Origin of the sequence: Paraburkholderia sp. SECH2 (assembly GCF_030464795.1) — a bacterium.
GTDB lineage: Bacteria > Pseudomonadota > Gammaproteobacteria > Burkholderiales > Burkholderiaceae > Paraburkholderia > Paraburkholderia aspalathi.
In genome coordinates this window covers 105,023-123,023 of the sequence record NZ_JALPRH010000012.1, presented here as the reverse complement: position 1 = coordinate 123,023, position 18,001 = coordinate 105,023, and the positions used below count along the sequence as shown (strand labels likewise).

Below are 18,001 nucleotides of genomic sequence, written 5' to 3'. Positions count from 1 at the left end.
ACCCCAGGATTAGCACTCCCTGTAATTTCCCTGGCCTCTCCGCTATAAATCATAGTAGGGGAGGGTCGCGTATTGTCGTACCGGCACGGTCGATGCATTCGTGTATCGATCGGCCTGTGATCGCGCGCCTGTCCCTGGCATCACGACCGCCATGGAGGTGCATTGTGTTTGCCCCGACTCTCGCGCGCACGTTGCTCCACGCTGCTCTGATAGCGGCGTTTCTCTCCGGCTATCTGTGTCTGCCTCCGACGGCGAACGCCGCGGCCGTCGCTCCGCCGCCTGTGAAGGAGAAGCGGGTTCCACCGGCCAGCGCTTCAGCGTCGGTTGACTTCCCTACGATCGTGGAGCTATACGGACCAGCCGTCGTGAATATCAGCGCGACGGCCTCTGAGCAAGCATCGTCGGGACCCGCTCCCGCAGTGATCGATGCTGACGATCCCCTTCTTGCCTTCGTCAAGCATGTGACGCCGAAATCGCAGGCGTCTCAGGACGGTTCGGCGCGCGCCATCACGGGTATGGGCTCAGGTTTTATTGTCACCCCTGACGGCCTCATTCTGACCACCGCTCACGTGGTGGATCAAGCCGACGAAGTGACGGTCCGACTCACCGATCGACGCGAGTTCAAGGCGAAGGTGCTGGCGGTCGACGCTCAGAGCGACGTCGCATTGATTCAGATCGATGCCACGAAGCTGCCGACCGTCAAACTTGGCGACTCGTCGCGGGTGCGCGTCGGCGAATCGGTCCTGGCGATCGGCTCGCCCGACAGCTTCGCGAATACCGTTGCCGCCGGCATCGTGAGTGCCACGTCCCGCACGCTCCAGGATGGAAGCAGTTTTCCCTTCTTTCAAACCGATATCGTGGCCAACCCGGACAATTCGGGCGGCCCGCTGTTCAACCGTGCCGGCGAGGTGGTCGGCATCGACGTGCAGATTTACGCGGACTCGGACAGGTCCCCCAGCCTGGCCCTTGCCATTCCGATCAACATGGCGGCCAAGGTGCGATCGCAGGTGCAAGCCGCGCAAGCGACCTCTCCTGGCGGTCTTGGCGTAGAGGTGCAGGACGTCGGCCCTGGACTCGCCGTGGCCTTCGGCCTGCCGCGACCGGCAGGTGCGCTGGTCAATTCCGTCGCGCCCGGCACAACGGCCGCCGCGAGCGGCCTCAAGCCTGGCGACGTGATCGTCCGGATCGGCGACAAGCCGATTGATCGCTCGACCGACCTCGGCGAGAACGCAGCCGCTTTGCCGCCCGGGACGAAAACCACACTCAAGCTGATCCGCAATCGAAGGTCGATGACGCTCACCGTCATGGTCGGCGTGTCCGCGGAAAGCCCCAAAGCTCGACCCGCCGAAGGCGGTTCAGGGGATCGCCTGGGCTTGAGCATGCATCCGCTGAATGAGGACGAGCGGCGCGCGAACGATCTGGCGGTGGGTCTGATGGTGGACGGCGTTGATGGGGCGGCGGCAAGCGCCGGCATCCAGCCTGGCGATATCGTCCTGTCGCTCAATGACACGCTGGTCGAAACGCAGGCGGACGTGAGCGCGCTGGAAGCAAAGGCTGGGAAACAGGTCGCCGTGCTGATCCAGCGCGGTCACGCGCGCAGTTTTGTTTCTGTCGCGGTTCGATGACCAGCAGGCTTGCGCCTGCACACGTCCCGACCAGGGTTAACCCATTCGAAACGAGGCGGTAAAGCACATACAGTTCTGACATACCAGCAGGCTTCAGACGCGGGTAGATCTCCGCCCGGACGTGCCGGGCGGTGTTTCCTTGGTTCCACGAGATCAAAGGAGATGACAGATGGAAATCCGCGATCCTTCCCCCGGCCTCTACAACGAAGATCTCGCGCCCGCCAGACAGCGCAACTGGGGTGCGTTCAGCATCTTCAACGTCTGGACCTCGGACGTGCACAGCCTCTGGGGCTACTACCTCGCCGCCAGCCTGTTCCTGCTGTGCGGCAGCTTTATCAACTTCGTGCTGGCGATCGGACTCGGCTCGCTGGTGATCTTCGCGCTCATGAACCTGATCGGCTACGCCGGCGAGAAAACCGGCGTGCCGTATCCGGTGCTGGCTCGCGCCTCCTTTGGCGTCTGGGGCGCCAACCTGGCAGCCATGGTGCGCGCCGTGGTGGCCTGCTTCTGGTACGGCGCCCAGACGGCGGCCGCGTCGGGCGCGATGGTCGCGTTGCTGATCCGCAGCGACAGCCTGATGGCGTTCCACAAGGGCACGCAGGTACTCGGCCACTCAGGGCTGGAGGTGATCTGCTACGTGGTCATCTGGGCGCTGCAGTTGCTCATCATCCAGAAGGGCATGGAAACGGTGCGCAAGTTCCAGGACTGGGCCGGCCCGGCGGTGTGGGTCGCGATGCTGATCCTGGCGATTGGCCTGTGCGTGAAGGCTGGCGGTTTCTCGTTCACCCACGGCATTCCGATGGACGTGCTGCTCCAGAAGACCGGCGACGCCGGCGTCAGCGGCGAGCCGGGCTCGTTCTGGGCGCTGATGGCTGTGGGCGCGACCTGGATCACCTACTTCGCAGCGCTCTACCTGAATTTTTGCGACTTCTCGCGCTACGCGAAAAATCGTGACGCAGTAAAAAAAGGAAATTTGTGGGGCCTGCCGGTCAACCTGATCGCGTTCTCGCTGGTCGCCGGCGTGACCACCATCGCCGCCTTCAAGGTGTACGGCGAAGTGCTGCTTCACCCCGAACAGATTTCCGCCAAGTTCGACAGCTGGGTGTTGGCGCTCATCGCGGCACTGACCTTCGCGGTCGCCACGCTGGGTATTAACGTGGTGGCCAATTTCGTTTCGGCGGCATTCGACATCTCCAACACGTTCCCCAAGCGGATCAGCTTCAAGAGGGGTGGCTACATCGCCGCGGCCATCGCGCTGGTGCTCTATCCGTTCGCGCCGTGGGAAGGCAACGCCGCGCATTTCGTCAACGCGATCGGCGCCACGATGGGCCCGCTGCTGGGGATCATTCTGGTGGACTACTACCTGGTGGCCAAAGGCAATATCAATGTTGCAGCGCTCTATCAGGAGCACGGCGAGTATCGCTACGAAGGTGGCTGGAACGTCAACGCGCTGGTCTCCGCCGCGGTCGGCAGCGTGTTTTCAACTTTCCTGCCTAACTTCACCAATCTGCTGCCCGTCTGGTGGAATACCTATGGGTGGTTTTTCGGCGTGGTGATCGGCGGCGGCATGTACTTGATCATGGCCACGCTGCGGCCGCGTACGGCGATCGCGCCGACCGGTGCCTGAAGGTTTTCCTGACGCGCCGGTAGGGGCGGCTCCCGGCCTCCGGTGCGCGGAACAGGCACGGCAACAATGCTTATGGTTGGCCGTCGCCGGGCATGCTAGGATTTCTCGCAAACAACTCCGGAGACTGCTATGCCGTTCATCTGCGAAAACGTTGAATGTCGCGCCGTGCTGGCCCGCGGGCAGGTTAGATCCATTCACGAGGACGCGGGGTGGTGCTTCTACTGCCCAGACTGCAAAGCGAGGAACGCGTTAAAGGATATCGGTGAGCCGGGCGGTCACGTTGAGTTGGTTCAACCGGAGAGATCCGGTCTCCCGCACAAGGTGATTGCGACGGCTCGACCGCTGGAGGACGGCAAGTACGCGGCGCAATTGCGCGTACAGAGGGCGCTCGGTATGAAAGGGACTTACGCGGTCGAAGAACACTGGGAACAGCTCGGTGTATTCCCCGACCCGAACCAGGCTGTCGCGCATGCGAAGTCTATTGCGGCAGACTTGTTGGACCGAAAGGCCTAGTCCCGAGCGCAACCTCACGGCGCATCGGCGGGCGCGAGCTTGATAAATAGTTTCGCTGCTTCGTTGCCGTGCGACAGAGCGCGCAGTGCAAGGGAGAGCGCTAACTGTGCGTCGTGGGCGACCGCACTACGGTCCTGATCGAAGAGTTTGACGGCGTGACGCATATGCTGCGCCGCCTGATCGTGAAGCTCGGCCGCCAATGCGTGCTGTTTTGCGGCGTTTGTGTTGTCTGCGCCAGAGCCGGTCGATGCAGGTGCGGTCGGCGGCGTGTTCGCGCTGTGTGCGCCGGCGTCGTGTGCCTGATCGATCGCGTGCAAGGTGTGGCCATGGGCCATCATTGCCTGATGCGCGGCGTGGGCATAGTCTTTACCCGCCTCGAAATGCCGCGACGCCCCGCGGTGAAATCGCGAGGCCTGCTCGTGATGTGACGCTGCGGCTTCAAGATGTTCTCTTTTGTTGTGCTTCGTGCTCATACCGGCTCCTGTAAGTCCATAAGACCAACGCCGATGACGACCGATTCGAAGACCAGTGGCGGGTCGAAAACCACTGGATTCGAATTTACACGCACTTGCACGCCCGGTGACGTTTTCGTCGCGCGGAATACTTCAACAACCGACCGCGTTCAGCCAGATCTGGCCAGGTGAGGGTCGAATACGAATGACCACGGCAAACATGGCGGCAGCCATTCGCTATCTATCCTGGTCCCTCAGAACGAGAACGTTGTATTGAGCATCACCAGACGCGCCTCGCCGACCGCAATGATCAGATTGCTGCTGCTTGACGGGTAATACGTCTTGTCGAAGACGTTCTTCACGTTGAGTTGCACACGCGTTGGAATCTTGCCGATCTTCGTTTCGTAGGCGGCGAACAGATCGGCGACGACGTAGCCCGGCAGCGTAAAGCTGTTTGCCGTATCGCCCGGGCGCTTTCCGACCAGCCGCGCACCGCCGCCGAAACGCCATTGCCCCGGCAGATAGGGCAGCATCGTGTCATACACGGCAAACACGCTGCCGCTATGGCGCGCGGCATTCGCGAGACGCGTGTTGTCTTCGCGGTCGACGGCATCCGTGTAGGCATAACTCGCAATCACGCTGACATGCCGTGTCAGCTGACCGGCGACATCGAGTTCGATCCCGCGTGAACGTGCGCTGCCGATTGTCGACGTCGTATCGCCGACGGTGACCGCGACATTCTGCTTGTCGATCTGATAGACCGCGAGCGTGCCTGTAATGCCGGGCTTCGCTTCGAACTTCAAGCCGGCTTCGTAGACCCTGCCGCGCTCGGGCGCGAGCGGCTCGCTGACCTCCGTGGCAACGTTCGGCACGAACGACTTGCTGAAGTTCGCATAGGCGGACAACGCGGGCGTGAGCTTGTACACCAGCCCGAACTGCGGCAGCCACACTTGCCCGTGCGAGTGATCGGCGATGACGAATGGACGCCCGACGCCGGAAAGTTGCTGCCAGTTTTCCCAGCGAACGCCGCCGATGGCGATCAGGCGGTCGGTCAGGTGGACCGTGTCCTGCGTAAGCAGCGAGTATGTATGGACCTTCGAGAGGCTGTCGCTTTGCGACGCGCTCGCTGTGCCGCCCGTCGAGAGCGTCCCATAGACCGGGTCGTACAGGTTGAATCCGGACACTGCCTTGCCGCGGATCGTGTCGCCACGGAAGGAGCGCTGGCGTTCGTATTCGCCGCCCACATAGACTTCGTGGCGCATACCCGCGAGGTTCAGGTCGCCGACCGCGCCGATCGTGGCGATCTCGTCGGAATCGTTGCGGCCAAGGTTTGCATCCGATGAACGGCTCATGATGCCGGTCGTGCTGTTGAATGCCGTTGCGCGGGTCAGGTACTGATCGTAGCGGTCGCGGCTCCACCCGTAGGTGGCACGCATGCGCCACTGCTCGGAGAACCGGTGTTCGATCTTGGCGCGAAGCGTTTCCTGCTTGCCGGTACTTTGCGCCCATGCTTCTTCGTAACGGGTGTAGCGCAACGCGTCGTCCAGATGACCGTTCACCAGAACCGTCCCGCGGTCGAAGGGCGTCGTGTAATCGACGTACTGGTAGCTCAGATCGATCGAGGTGTTGGCGTCGTGCCACGACAGTGATGGCGCGATTAGCGCGTCGCGCTGCCGTCCGAAGCTGCGCCAGTAACGCGCGGTGTTGTATTCACCGGTCAGCCGGAAGGCTAGCGTGCCTCCCGCCACCTGCCCCGGTTGTCCGATCGGGCCGGTGAGGTCGAAGCTGGTTCCGCTGCCACGGTGGCTGGTGTACGTCGCCGATACCGAGCCGTGCAGTTCGTCCTCCGGTTTGCGCGTGATCATGTTGATCACACCGCCCGGTTCCTGAATGCCGTACAGCAGCGAAGCCGGCCCCTTCAACACTTCGACGCGATCGATCGTGGCCAGATAGCTGTGCAGGATCGGCGATCGGATGCCATCGACAAGGATCGAGCCGTCGTTGTTCGAGCCGAAGCCACGCTTGATGAACGCATCGCGTGTTCCGCCGAGCGTGTTGGTCTGGGTGATGCCGCTGACGTTGCCAAGCACATCGTCGAGACTCCGCGCCTGCTGATCCTGCATCACGCTCGAACTGACTACCGCGACAGACTGCGGAATCTCGCTGATTTTCCGCTCGCCACCGCCGGATATCTGGCTGGTGAGCGGGCGATAACCGACCGTCGGTTCGGGGTCCGGTGCTGCGCGTACGGAAACCGCCGGCAACTCTTTCTCCGTGGGCGTTTGATCGCTGGTGACGTCGGTAGAGGCGCCGATGGCGGAATGCGTCGAAGCTGCGTACATCAGGAAGGCTATGTGCAGACCGAAGCCGAAACGGCGGTAACGCCCCGGGAGCGCGGAAATTCGCAGAAAACGCATGTGTCAGGAGACCGCCTCCCAACTCATGCGAGAACGCAGAAAGGTGGTTGTAGCGGTGAGCTAAGGGTTATGAAAGAGATCGGATGTTAATGTAAATGGGAATCGTTATCAATAACGATCAAAAAAATAAGATGTTAGGCAGGCGTTGCGGGTCGGGGCGAATGGTCGATCTATGGCCTGGAGGCTCAGTCGAGACGTTCGCTACGTGATGGGTCTGGCTTGAGGGCACATGTTTCGTCTGTACACACTGGGCCGGTTCCCAGTTCGATCCATCGGGAAACGCTCATGCGATTGCGGGCGAACATGCGGTATAGAGCCCGAAAAGCGGGGCGCATGACCGGTACGCGCAACGGTGCAACCATCCATCCTCTGCCGGCCAGCGTATAGGCGGCGACTATGCTGTCTATCCCCACCAGGCACCGTCCCTCAGCGGTCTGGGCGTGTAACTGACGATTGAGCGCAGCCAGGTCGACGCCGAGCGATGCCGGATCGAAGCCCGGCTGCGCGATGTCGATGAACGCGAGCCTTCCATGCCGATCCCACGCGCGAAGCCGCTTCATTTCGGCAACGCATAGCGGGCACTTTCCGTCGATGTACAACGTCAGCGAAGCGCTTTTCATGGCAAATTCCCCTTGCTGTTCTTTCAGTTGTTTCTGTTATGAGAGAAATTAAGTCGACACGAATTCGCCGTCAAGCGTTATTTCTCTCTTGACAGAAATAACTGAAAAAAATAAAGTCGCTGACATGGAACTCACACCAATTGCCGAACGATTCATTCTCCACTGGGGAGAAATGGGCTCGCGCTGGGGCGTCAACCGCACCGTCGCGCAGATTCATGCGTTGCTGTACCTGCTCGGCCGCCCAATCGCGGCGGACGAGATCGCGGACACGCTCGGTGTTGCCCGCTCCAATGTGAGCACGAGTCTGAAAGAACTCCAATCGTGGCGCCTCGCGAAGGTGGTGCATGTGATGGGAGATCGTCGTGACCACTTTGAAACGTCCACGGATTTCTGGGAACTGTTCAAGCTGATTGTGGAGGGGCGCCGGCAGCGCGAGATCGATCCGACGCTGACCATGTTGCGGGATAGCCTGACCAGTCCGGAAATGGCGCAAGAGGGGCACGACACGGAACAACGCATTCGCGACACGTTGAAGTTTCTCGAAACGCTCACGACCTGGTCTGATGAGATGCTGCGTATGAAGCCCGAAACGCTGATGAAGACACTTGGCATAGGTGCGAAGATCAGTCGTACGGTACGGCGCACGAAGAGCTAGCTAACGGGATGGCATGGACGAGAGGATCGTCCATTTTTTTGACCTGTTGTTTCTGTCTATACAGAAACAACAGTAACTAAGAGAATTTAAATGAGTCTGTGTTCAATGAGCGTGCTCTGTACTGCGTCTATCGTGGAGTCCACGGTATGAACATCCTGGTCTGCGGTGCGGAAGGTTTTATCGGCCGGGCGCTGTGCGACGCACTCGCACGGGACGGGCATCGGGTATGCAGAGGCGTGAGACATGCCACGCGCGAAGATGAAGTCGGAATCGACTACACAAGCGATGTTGTACCGGCCGATTGGTTGTCGCGGTTGCGCGGTATCGACGTCGTGATCAACGCGGTCGGCATCCTGATCGAGCGAGGCGATCAGACGTTCGACCTCGTCCACCGCCGCGCGCCGATCGCGCTGTTCGAGGCGGCATCTTGCGCGGGCGTCCGGCGCATCGTCCAGATATCTGCGCTTGGCGCCCAGACCGGCGACACGGACTACTTCGCTAGCAAGCGTGCCGCCGACGAGTATCTTCAATCCTTGCCCGTCACGCACTACATCCTGCGGCCCGCACTGGTCTATGGGACGACAGGTTCTTCGTCGCGTTTCTTTCGCGCCATAGCGAGTCTGCCGGTTCATCCGTTGCCTGCCGGCGGTCATCAACTGGTACGGCCGATTCACATCGATGAACTCGCCGAAATCGTCGCGCGACTGGTGAACACCGACGCTGCGGATCAGGCGGTTCTCGATCTGGTGGGTGGCACGCAACTCGAGTATGGGCAAATGCTGGCGACCTATCGCGCGTCGATGGCGCTGCCTCCTGCATGGCGCATTAGCATTCCGGCTTTCCTGGTCGATGCAGGTGCAGCGCTTTTCGACCGCGTGCCCCATTCAATGCTGACACGAGACACTTGGCGAATGCTCCAGATGGGAAGCACCGGGCACGTTGCGCCGACAACGAAGGTGTTGGGGCGTCCGCCAGCAGGCCTCGAAACATTTATCGCCCCAGTCGACGCGATTCCGTTGCGCCATGCCGCGTTGGCAGCGTGGCGACCCGCCCTGCTGCGTGGCGCACTGGCGATCATGTGGATCTGGACGGCGGTCTGCAGCGCCTTCATCTATCCGCAGGCGGCGAGTTTGACACTGCTCGCGCACGTGCATTTGCAGGGCGATGCGGCGCTCGCCGCGCTCTATCTGGCAGCGGCCTTGGATTTTGCTTTTGGCATTGCCACGCTTGTTCGTCCGGGGTGGCGTCTTTGGGCGATGCAGATAGGGCTCATCAGCGCGTATTCGCTCGTAATAGCCGTGGCGTTGCCCGAATTTCTGTGGCATCCGTTCGGCCCGATCCTGAAGAACGTGCCGATCCTGGCGTTGCTAGTTGTTCTCTTTAGTGAAGAAACACGGTCATGAATCTCTATCTTGCGATCAAGACTCTGCACATCATCTCGTCGATGCTGCTGGTGGGAACCGGCTTTGGCACGGCGTTCTATCTCTACTTTGCAAACCGCACGCGTTGCGTGCCCGCGATTGCAACCGTTTCGCAACTGGTGGTGCGGGCTGACCTCTGGTTCACTACGCCGGCAGTCATTTTTCAACCGCTGTCCGGTTTGTGGCTCGCGCACGCTGCGGGCTGGTCGTGGAGCACGCCGTGGATTGTTGCGGCGATCGGACTCTATCTGGTCGCGGGCGCTTGCTGGTTGCCGGTCGTCTGGCTCCAGTTGGGCATGGCGAGAATGGCCGCGACGGCAGATGCAAGCGGTATGGCTGCACTACCACCGCAGTATTGGCGGTATGCCATGCACTGGGAATGGTTGGGGTATCCGGCGTTCGCGGCGATGCTGGCGGTGTATTACCTGATGGTGTTCAAGCCGGCTTTGTAGCGGACTGTAGATGCACTTGTGTTTGCGCCGTGTCCGTCTCTTCTCCTGCGGGAAGGCCGCAAGTTGCATTACTTCGCGACGCGACGCTGCTGTTTTTCCAGGTCCAACCTGACTATGCGCACCGCTGACGCCAGGTAAAGCGGTGATGGATTACGACGGTCCTCGCAAAGACACGTGTACGCCAACTTGATCGCATGATCGTCGTTTGACGCCACGGCCATCCGGCACACGTCGTCCCAGTCAACGACGGCGTCAGGCGACTCTGTTTCAACGTTCGCAGGCTTGCGGACCGTTGCATACGCCGCGCACAGCGCAATCCACAAACCGGGCATCAATTGTTTCGCTAACGCGTCAGGCAATTGCGCGAGGAGGATTCGTGCCGCGTGTGTCGCCGTAACCGTGTGAAGCACCGTGAAGTCCGGCGAGCGCCAGTAGGCGTTAATCGTCGCCCGCGCCAGATCATCGAGTAAGGACACAGTGACCGGAGGCGCAAGGACGGCTTGCCTGAACCGCACATCGCCCGCGACGGCGCGCAAGCGTGACGTGATCGAGTTGCCCTGTACGACACTGTCGTCTATTGCACGTACGACGTTGTCAAACCCGGCTTCGACGTTTTCCGCCGTGCGGGCCTCATCGAAACGGGCGTCAATCGGCAGATGCGACGAGATTAATGCGGCGAGGCCGGAGGCGATTTCGCCGGGATGTGCCGCCTCGATGCCGTATGCCAAGCGGATAAGCGCGTGAAATGCCTGCGTTGCAGGTGCGAACGGCACCTCTTCCAGCACTGCCGCGATGACCGGGACGGAGCCGGCTTCGGCGATCCAGTCCAGAAAACACAAGCGCAAGGCGCCGAATGCGGCGGCATTGCCGAGCTGCCGCGACCATTCGTGACGGCTGACGATTGTGTCGACAGGCGGCGCGCTTAATGCATATTCGCGTTCCCACATATCGAAGAATTCCTGCAGTCGAGCAGGCGACGCTCCCATCCCGGCCAACGCGACAAGCGCCATCGGACAATGGTTGGTCGTACCTCTGGCCATCAGGTCGAAGCGAGCGTTTGCATCCAGAAGCTCATTCAACTTTTCGTGAGCGGGGTCCTTGCGCATATTGCCGTCTCTCGATCAAAGGAACGAATCCATTCTGAAAGTTCAAGTAGACTTGAAGTCAAGAGAGAATTCGTGGAAACGTGATGAACGAGACGACGATTACAATTGGCGACCTGGCTAGACGCTCGGGCGTAGCGGCGAGTGCGATTCGTTTCTATGAGGAGCAGGGGCTGATCAGCAGTACCCGAACAGAAGGTGGCCATCGGCAGTATCGAAGGGAGGTCCTTCGCCGCGTAGGTTTCATTCGCGCCGCGCAGGCTGTCGGACTGAACCTTTCGGAGATTCGTTCTGCCCTTGAGACGTTGCCCGGGCAACGCACACCGACCAAGCAGGATTGGCAGCGTCTCTCTCGCGCCTGGCAGCCTCTGCTTCAGGAACGCATCGATGGTCTTATTGCATTGCGCGATCAGCTAGCGTCCTGTGTCGGCTGCGGCTGCCTTTCGCTGAAGTCCTGTTCTCTCTACAATCCCGGCGATATTGCCCGACGACGGGGAAGCGGTGCACGATATCTGTCGGGCGACACCGCGCACGCCGTGTTGGCGGACGATATCGCGGATAAGCAGAAAACGTGAGACGACGGAACTGATAACTCATTTGTGAAACGCTCGCACCGGCCTCCTTCGCTGGAGACGCCGCTGAACCCAAAAGGAAGCATGAGACGACTATTCCTCGCTGCGCTCGCAGCCACCTCTTTCGCGACTTGCGTTTACGCGCAAAGCAACGACCCCGGCCCGCTCGTCACGCCTGCGGGCAAACTGCAATTCGAGCGCGTCGACCGTGATTTCGTGGGGACGCTCGACAAGGAAATGTTCGACCGCTTCGGTGCGAACACGCTCTCGCACTTCGACGATGTCGGCAACTCAAATGACACCGTCACCCGCATGCTCGTGCAAACGGATTCCGGCCCGGTGCTGTACGACTTTCGCCACCGTCCGCCGCTTGTGCAGCGTCTGGGAGAGCGCATGACGGTCAAACGCGTGTTCTGGCAAAGCGATGAAGTCGTGATGCAAAGCTCGCAAGGCTGGTTCCGATTCAAACGCGGCGTGCTGACGAAGCTGCAGTCGTCTACGACGACGTACCATTGATTGCGCGCGCACTTCTATCACCCTGACGGGTTTGTCATCGCCTTGTCCAGTTTCTCCAAAAGAAATTCAGCGAAGACCGCCACCGCAGGCGGCACCGGTGGGCGGCTCGTGTAGACGAGCTGCAAGCCGAGGCCGGTACCGGCGCGCCGATAGGTCGGCAGCACGCGCACCAGTTTCCCCTGCGCGATGATTGGTTCAACTATTAACTGCGGCAGCAGCGCAATGCCCAGTCCCGCAATGCAAGCCTGCGCCAGCACGCGCATGTCGTTGACCGCGAACCGGCTGTTGATCGTCACTTCCTGACTACCGCGTGGCCCCTGCAGACGCCACGTGCTGCGACTCTGGCGATTGGAAATCGTCAGACAGTCGTGTTCGGCCAGTTCACGCAGCGTGCGTGGCGCAGCGCGCCGTTCCAGATAGGCCGGACTCGCCGCGAGGATCATTGCGCTCGGCGCCAGCCGACGTACTTTAAGGCCGCTACGGCTCTCAATACCCATGCGCAACGCCAGATCGACGCGCTCGGCGATCAGATCGGTAGGCGTATCGTCGAGCAGAAAGTCGACGCTGATGTTTGGATAGCGCGCGTAGAACTCGACCAGCCATTCCATGCGGAAGAATTCGAACAGGCCGGCCATCGCGGTGACGCGGACCGAGCCGGACGGTGTCTGCTCGTCTGCATGGAGCCGGCCGATCTCGAGGATCTGATCAAGCGCCGGCGCATAGCGCTCGAACAGCGCCTGACCTTCCGTGCTCGGTGCGAGCTTGCGAGTCGAGCGATGCAGCAGACGTGTGCCGAGTTGCCCTTCGAGTTGATCGATGCGCCGGCTCAGCGTATTTGCCGGCATCCGCAGACGGCGCGCCGCCTCGGAGAAGCTGCCGGCGCGGACGACCTGAACGAACATCGCCAGATCATTCAGATCGAGCATGACATCTCTCCATAAATGGATGAATCAAATCCGATTTTACCATCTAGTGTGAAGCGTCTTTAATCCCCATACTTGGTGTGTCACGCAGGAAGCGGCCGTAAAAAGCCGTTCTCCAGCTCCACTCTACGGTGGCATTGCATATCCCCGATACCGCGCACGGGCGCGGCAACTTAATGATTCAAGGACATTGATTTGAAGAAGCATCTGATGATTGCGACTGGTGCACTCGCCGCCTCACTGTCGGTTTCGGCCTTCGCGGACGTATCGACATACCAGCTTGATCCGGAACACACGTACCCGAGTTTCGAGGCCGACCACATCGGCGGCCTGTCGGTCTGGCGTGGCAAGTTCGACAAGTCGCAAGGCACGGTGACGCTCGACCGCGCTGCAGAGACCGGCACAGTTGAAGTGACGACCGGCATTGCGTCGATTCACACGGGTAGCACGAAGCTCGACCAGAACCTGCAGTCGGATCAGTTCTTCGACGCATCGAAGTTCCCGGAAGCGACCTACAAAGGCACGATCAAGTTCAAGGGCGACAAGCCGGCCTCTGTCGTCGGCAATCTGACGATGCACGGCGTGACCAAACCGCTGACGCTGAAAATCGACTCGTTCAAGTGCATGCCACATCCAATGCTCAAGCGCGAAGTGTGCGGCGTCGACGCAGTGGGCGAATTCGATCGCAGCGACTTCGGCGTCGACTTTGGCAAGGCATACGGTTTCAGTATGAAGACCAGGCTGCTCATCTCGGCCGAAGCACTGAAGCAGTAATTCCATCGGACCGCTGCGCTCGCCGCGTGAGCTAGCACCGTCCCAACAAAATACCCCATGGAGAACAACCATGTCGAACACCCAGAAGCTTATCGCTGTCGTTGGCGCAACCGGCCAGCAAGGCGGCGCCGTTGTGCGCGCGCTGCAGGCAAGCGGTCAATTCAAAGTGCGCGCGTTGACGCGCAATCCGGGCAAGCATCCGAACCTGGGCGACGAAGTCGTTCTGGCGGATTTCAATCGCCCGGAAACGCTTGAAGCTGCATTTGCCGGCGTACACGGCGTTTTCCTGGTGACCAATTCCTGGGAAGCACAAGATGACGAGCCCAAGCAGGCGCTCGCGGCAGTCAACGCGGCGAAAGACGCCGGCGTACAGCACTTCATCTGGTCGACGCTTCCCAATGTGGAGACGATCAGCGGTGGCACGATCAATGTCCCGCACTTTACGGCCAAGGCGAAAATCGAACCCATCGTGAGTGAAGCCGGATTTCCGTACCACACGTTCGTGATCGCGCCGTTCTATTACCAGAACCTGATAGGCCTGATGGCTCCGCAGAAACAACCGGACGGCGCCTTGGGTTGGGCGCTGCCGCTTGATCCGGAGCGGCGCGTCATCCATATGGGCGACATCACGGAACTCGGTCGCCTCGTAGCCGGCGCGTTCGCGCAGCCTGAACTCGTGGGACACGGCGAACATCTGGCAATGGTCGGCGACTTCCTGAGCTTCAACGAGATCGTCTCCGCCCTGAATCAACAGGGAAACACGCTCTCGTTCAAGCAGGTCCCGCGCGAGGTTTTCGCCAGCTGGTTTCCGCACGCCGACGGTATCGCGGCGATGCTCGCCTACTTCGAAGCGCACACCTATCTTGGCTCGGATTCGCGCGACGCGATCGCGCTTGCCAACAAAGTTGCCGGAAAGCCGCCGACCAGATTTGCCGAATGGGCCAAGGCGAACTTCGCCATGCCGGCAGCCACCTGAACGAAGTGCACTGATCAAACTACGAACGAGCAAGTACCTATGAGCCGAATTCCTACCCACACAATCGAAAGCGCGCCCGATGCGTCGCGTCCGCTTCTGCAGAAAATTGCCCAGTCTGCGCCGACGGGACGTCCCCTGAACCTGCATGCCCAGATGGCGCATTCTCCGGCGGTGCTGGCGGCGTACGCATCGCTGCGCGCCGCAACAGCCGAGCACGGCACTCTGGATCCGAAGGTGAGCTGGGCACTCAATCTCGCCACTGCGGCCACGATTGGAAACGACTACATGATTGGCATCGCCAGTCGATTCGCCGGCATGAACGGTTGGACCGAAGCACAGATCGCCGCGCTGCGGACAGGCACAACGACGGGCGACACCAAGGTCGACGCGCTGACCCGGGTGGTCAGGGAAGCAACTGCCAGTTCGGGCAACGTCACCGACGCGACGTGGAAGGCCGCTCAACACGCGGGATGGAGCGATGAAGACCTGACCGAGGCATTCGCGTTCCTGGGGCTGACGTTGTTCACAGGATACTTCCTCAACTACGCGCAAACTGATTCGGATATCTGATCAGGCACGTCATCGACGGCAAGCAAAATACCTGCAGAGCGCGCAATGAATGCCGTCATGCAAACTCCGCTCAGCAGCCGCACGACCTCCATCTCGGCTACTACTCGGTGCGTACCCGCCCCGAAGCACTGATCGAGGGCGAGCACGAAATCGCGTGCCTCGGTCGCTCGCGTCCGACCGTCGCCTCAGCCTTGCGCGGGTTGCTCCGCGCAAGGCTGAGGGACAAGCCATTGCACACTAGATCACTGCGTTGCGCACGTGAAACTCGACGCAGCGTTTACATCGCCGGAACCGTTATACCTTGGGAAGCCCGGATACTCGCAAAGCGGCCGGGTACGGCCCGGCACACCCGCAGTATCCGCGACGGTCTGCGCAGGCGGCGTCACGCCATTTTCAACCCAGTTTTCCAGTGTCGTGAGTGAGTCCCATGACGCGTTGTACACCGTGCTAACCGCATGCCCATATCCGGGAATCTCATAGAAGCGCACGAAATTGGCCACGGCTGAGGCGCCCATCGTCGCTTGCAAGCGCTGATAGTACTGCTCACTTGAGCGCGTGCTAACGAGCGCGTCCGCCATGCCGTGCGCCATCAGGATCTTGCCGCCTCTCGCGTTGAACGCAGACAGATCGGTCTTGTTGACATCCTGCAGGCCCGTCAGTTGACTGATACGCGCTTGCAGACTGCCGGGATTCTGTGGATCGACGGTAAGCGAGTTGTAGTTGGAGTCACGCGTTACGAAGTAGCGGATCCACTGGTCCCAGAACACGCTGAGATACGGGGCGGTAGTGGGCATCGGCGAGGCCGGTTGCGATGTGCCCAGCGCGAGCGTCGTGACTGTGGGTTGCAACGCAGATGCATTCGCGACACCAAGGTCCGCGCCGTAAACGTTGAAGCCGGGATACTGCGTCTCACCGCTGGCAAGTGAATAACCGAAGGTGATCGGGGTGTTGTACACGTTGAGCGCGGAAATCTGTGCGTCCGACAGACAGGTGTCGCCGGTGTCCGCGCCGCCGGCGCAACGTAACGCTGCACCGTTGACCGTCGCCGTGGCCGGATTGAACGTGGTGTTGCAGGCTGCGACGTTGCTGATCAGCCCGTCGGCGACACCATCAAGCGTATCGCAGGCAGCCAGCACGGCGTTGAGCAGGACTTTGCGCTTGGCTTGATCCAGATAGGCGCCAGGCGCCGCGAGCGCGCGCGTGATGCGGCCGAACTGGAGATCGAGACTGGCGGCAGCCCAAGCCGGATAGAGGACGATCGAGCCATCCCAGTCTTGCGGCCAGCGTTGCACGACAGCAAGCGCCTCGCGGCCGCCGGACGAGCCGCCCGCGAAGTAGGCGCGTTTCGGCGCCTTGACCGCATAGCGGGCGTCGATCAGATACACGGCTGCGTCGCGGGTCTTCTTCAGCGCGTCGCCGGAGAAGTTCTGGACTGCTTCGTCGTTGACGCCGAACGAGCCGTCCTCGCTGCCCAACGCGTTGGCCTGATGCCCGGAGTCGCTCGCGAATGTCGCGTAGCCGCGTCCGAGCGGGGTGGGTTGCGCCGTGGGGCCTGCCGGCACGTTACCGGTCGGCGCCGGAATCGTTCCGTCATAGCCGCCACCGCCGAACATCATGATTTTATTGTTCCAGACGGTAGGCATCGCAATCTGGAATTTGATTTGGGGCGCAGCCGGATCGACAGGATTGATCGCGCCGCTCACGAGGCAATACTCTCCGGTCGCCTGCGCGCCGGTGCCCGAAGCGGGCATCGTGGTGGCTGCGGTCACGGTCGCGCCGGTGGTGGGCAGGCCAATGGAAGACGCCGGCACGGTCTTGCCGGCAAGCTGTGCACAACTGAGCGGCGTCGCCGCGGGTGGGGCAATGCTGTTGTTACCGCAACCGTTTAGCGACAGCACGGTAAGCACCGATACCACCACTAACGAGGAACCGATGCCGCCGAGTTTTCGGACGGTATGCTTCATTTGCATGGCCTGTCTCCGTTATGAGGGGGCGCGCCCGTCTACGGTTCGTCTGCTTCGCGGATGCAGGTGAGGACGCCACGCAAACTTGAGGCTGCTCAGCCGTCCTGTCAATCCCCCCGCACGGCTCAGCCAGGATTGTCCGCAACCGAGATCAGCGCAAGCGCCGCCGGCACGAGCGGCTGCGCTGCTTCCTTGTTTGCCAACTGCCCATAGACGTAGGCACCGTCGATAAGAAGCGCGATCTGGTTGGCCAGATTATCCGGCCGGGCAACGCCGATTTGCTTCGCAAGCGCACCGAGACGGCGGCGCAGCTCCACCTTGTGCCTGAGGGCCACCACCCGCGCGGGATGATCCGGCGCCGGAAACTCCGTTGCCACATTGAGAAAAGGGCAGCCACGGTATTTCGGCGCGGCGATGTCGCGAGCGATCCACTTGAGGTGAGCCGTGAGCTCATCTTTCGGGGCGTTCCGGTGGCGCGTCGCGGTCTTGTCCCAGTCGGCCCAATAATTCGCGTCGTCCCGCTCGAGCACCGCAGCGACAAGATCGTCCTTGGTCGTGAAGTGCCGATAGAGACTGGTCTTCGCAACCCCTGAGCGTTCGACGACGAGGTCGACACCGACGGCCCTGACGCCCTCCTGATAGAACAACTCCGCGGCCGTATCGAGTATGCGTTCCCGGACGCTGCTGGAACTGGCGCTTGCGGCTTCTTTTGCTGCGGTAGATGTACCTCTGCTCATGGCAAGTCCTCTTGAGAGACGGAAACTTTCTGCTTGCCGGTTACTGTACCAACATATCCCTTGACACGCTACAGATCTGTACTC

General features: G+C 60.9%; 18 protein-coding genes. 11 read left to right on the top strand and 7 right to left on the bottom strand.

The features are described from left to right. Positions 1-164: 164 nt before the first annotated feature. The 3 genes from M0D66_RS20710 to M0D66_RS20700 all read left to right on the top strand — a co-directional run bounded on the left by M0D66_RS20710 (position 165) and on the right by M0D66_RS20700 (position 3,765). On the top strand, positions 165-1,625 hold the full coding sequence (locus tag M0D66_RS20710; protein ID WP_266211502.1) for a trypsin-like peptidase domain-containing protein: 1,461 nt from the start codon (positions 165-167) through the stop codon (positions 1,623-1,625). Between the two features lie 169 nt (positions 1,626-1,794). Continuing rightward, a complete protein-coding gene (locus M0D66_RS20705) occupies positions 1,795-3,252 on the top strand; it encodes an NCS1 family nucleobase:cation symporter-1 (protein WP_266211467.1) in 1,458 nt (485 codons plus the stop codon). Positions 3,253-3,381: 129 nt separating this feature from the next. Then, entirely contained in the window at positions 3,382-3,765 is a 384-nt protein-coding gene (locus tag M0D66_RS20700) for a hypothetical protein (protein WP_054034881.1), read from the top strand. Between the two features lie 14 nt (positions 3,766-3,779). Here the strand turns inward: M0D66_RS20700 and M0D66_RS20695 are convergent, their stop codons facing one another. The 3 genes from M0D66_RS20695 to M0D66_RS20685 all read right to left on the bottom strand — a co-directional run bounded on the left by M0D66_RS20695 (position 3,780) and on the right by M0D66_RS20685 (position 7,254). Then, the gene (locus tag M0D66_RS20695) at positions 3,780-4,238 is read right to left on the bottom strand and encodes a hypothetical protein (protein WP_266211466.1); all 459 of its coding nucleotides are present in this window, start codon (positions 4,236-4,238) and stop codon (positions 3,780-3,782) included. A 233-nt stretch (positions 4,239-4,471) separates the two neighbouring features. After that, positions 4,472-6,559: a TonB-dependent siderophore receptor gene (locus tag M0D66_RS20690; RefSeq protein ID WP_266211501.1), complete on the bottom strand. Its 2,088-nt coding sequence runs from the start codon at positions 6,557-6,559 to the stop codon at positions 4,472-4,474. A gap of 260 nt (positions 6,560-6,819) precedes the next feature. After that, positions 6,820-7,254 carry a DUF393 domain-containing protein gene (locus M0D66_RS20685; protein ID WP_308112697.1) on the bottom strand — a complete coding sequence of 145 codons (435 nt, stop codon included), beginning with the start codon at positions 7,252-7,254 and terminating at the stop codon, positions 6,820-6,822. A gap of 124 nt (positions 7,255-7,378) precedes the next feature. Between M0D66_RS20685 and M0D66_RS20680 the strand changes: the two genes are divergently transcribed. The 3 genes from M0D66_RS20680 (at position 7,379) to M0D66_RS20670 (ending at position 9,782) form a co-directional block, all read left to right on the top strand. Then, a complete protein-coding gene (locus M0D66_RS20680) occupies positions 7,379-7,909 on the top strand; it encodes a GbsR/MarR family transcriptional regulator (RefSeq protein ID WP_266211465.1) in 531 nt (176 codons plus the stop codon). A 146-nt stretch (positions 7,910-8,055) separates the two neighbouring features. Further along, entirely contained in the window at positions 8,056-9,312 is a 1,257-nt protein-coding gene (locus tag M0D66_RS20675; protein WP_266211464.1) for an SDR family oxidoreductase, read from the top strand. Then, on the top strand, positions 9,309-9,782 hold the full coding sequence (locus M0D66_RS20670) for a DUF2269 domain-containing protein (RefSeq protein ID WP_266211463.1): 474 nt from the start codon (positions 9,309-9,311) through the stop codon (positions 9,780-9,782). The genes M0D66_RS20675 and M0D66_RS20670 overlap by 4 nt, the downstream gene beginning before the upstream one ends. Before the next feature lie 68 nt (positions 9,783-9,850). Here M0D66_RS20670 and M0D66_RS20665 read toward each other — a convergent pair whose 3' ends face one another. After that, entirely contained in the window at positions 9,851-10,888 is a 1,038-nt protein-coding gene (locus tag M0D66_RS20665; RefSeq protein ID WP_266211462.1) for a questin oxidase family protein, read from the bottom strand. An 83-nt stretch (positions 10,889-10,971) separates the two neighbouring features. On the opposite strand from M0D66_RS20665, the gene soxR reads away from it, so the two are divergent. Beyond that, a complete protein-coding gene (gene soxR, locus M0D66_RS20660; protein ID WP_266211461.1) occupies positions 10,972-11,460 on the top strand; it encodes a redox-sensitive transcriptional activator SoxR in 489 nt (162 codons plus the stop codon). 81 nt (positions 11,461-11,541) lie between these two features. Further along, positions 11,542-11,973: a hypothetical protein gene (locus tag M0D66_RS20655; protein WP_200617274.1), complete on the top strand. Its 432-nt coding sequence runs from the start codon at positions 11,542-11,544 to the stop codon at positions 11,971-11,973. Positions 11,974-11,990: 17 nt separating this feature from the next. Here M0D66_RS20655 and M0D66_RS20650 read toward each other — a convergent pair whose 3' ends face one another. Continuing rightward, positions 11,991-12,899, bottom strand: a complete 909-nt coding sequence (locus M0D66_RS20650; protein ID WP_266211460.1) for a LysR family transcriptional regulator — start codon at positions 12,897-12,899, stop codon at positions 11,991-11,993. A gap of 192 nt (positions 12,900-13,091) precedes the next feature. Between M0D66_RS20650 and M0D66_RS20645 the strand changes: the two genes are divergently transcribed. The 3 genes from M0D66_RS20645 (at position 13,092) to M0D66_RS20635 (ending at position 15,216) form a co-directional block, all read left to right on the top strand. Then, positions 13,092-13,670, top strand: a complete 579-nt coding sequence (locus M0D66_RS20645) for a YceI family protein (protein ID WP_266211459.1) — start codon at positions 13,092-13,094, stop codon at positions 13,668-13,670. Between the two features lie 70 nt (positions 13,671-13,740). After that, the gene (locus tag M0D66_RS20640; protein ID WP_211706622.1) at positions 13,741-14,646 is read left to right on the top strand and encodes an NmrA/HSCARG family protein; all 906 of its coding nucleotides are present in this window, start codon (positions 13,741-13,743) and stop codon (positions 14,644-14,646) included. Between the two features lie 39 nt (positions 14,647-14,685). Next, the gene (locus tag M0D66_RS20635; RefSeq protein ID WP_266211458.1) at positions 14,686-15,216 is read left to right on the top strand and encodes a carboxymuconolactone decarboxylase family protein; all 531 of its coding nucleotides are present in this window, start codon (positions 14,686-14,688) and stop codon (positions 15,214-15,216) included. Positions 15,217-15,458: 242 nt separating this feature from the next. Here the strand turns inward: M0D66_RS20635 and M0D66_RS20630 are convergent, their stop codons facing one another. Together M0D66_RS20630 and M0D66_RS20625 are read right to left on the bottom strand one after the other, a co-directional pair. Then, positions 15,459-17,186 (bottom strand): tannase/feruloyl esterase family alpha/beta hydrolase, encoded by a 1,728-nt coding sequence (locus M0D66_RS20630; RefSeq protein WP_266211457.1) that lies wholly within the window; start codon positions 17,184-17,186, stop codon positions 15,459-15,461. Positions 17,187-17,305: 119 nt separating this feature from the next. After that, the gene (locus M0D66_RS20625; RefSeq protein WP_211706625.1) at positions 17,306-17,917 is read right to left on the bottom strand and encodes a TetR/AcrR family transcriptional regulator; all 612 of its coding nucleotides are present in this window, start codon (positions 17,915-17,917) and stop codon (positions 17,306-17,308) included. Between the last annotated feature and the right edge of the window lie 84 nt (positions 17,918-18,001).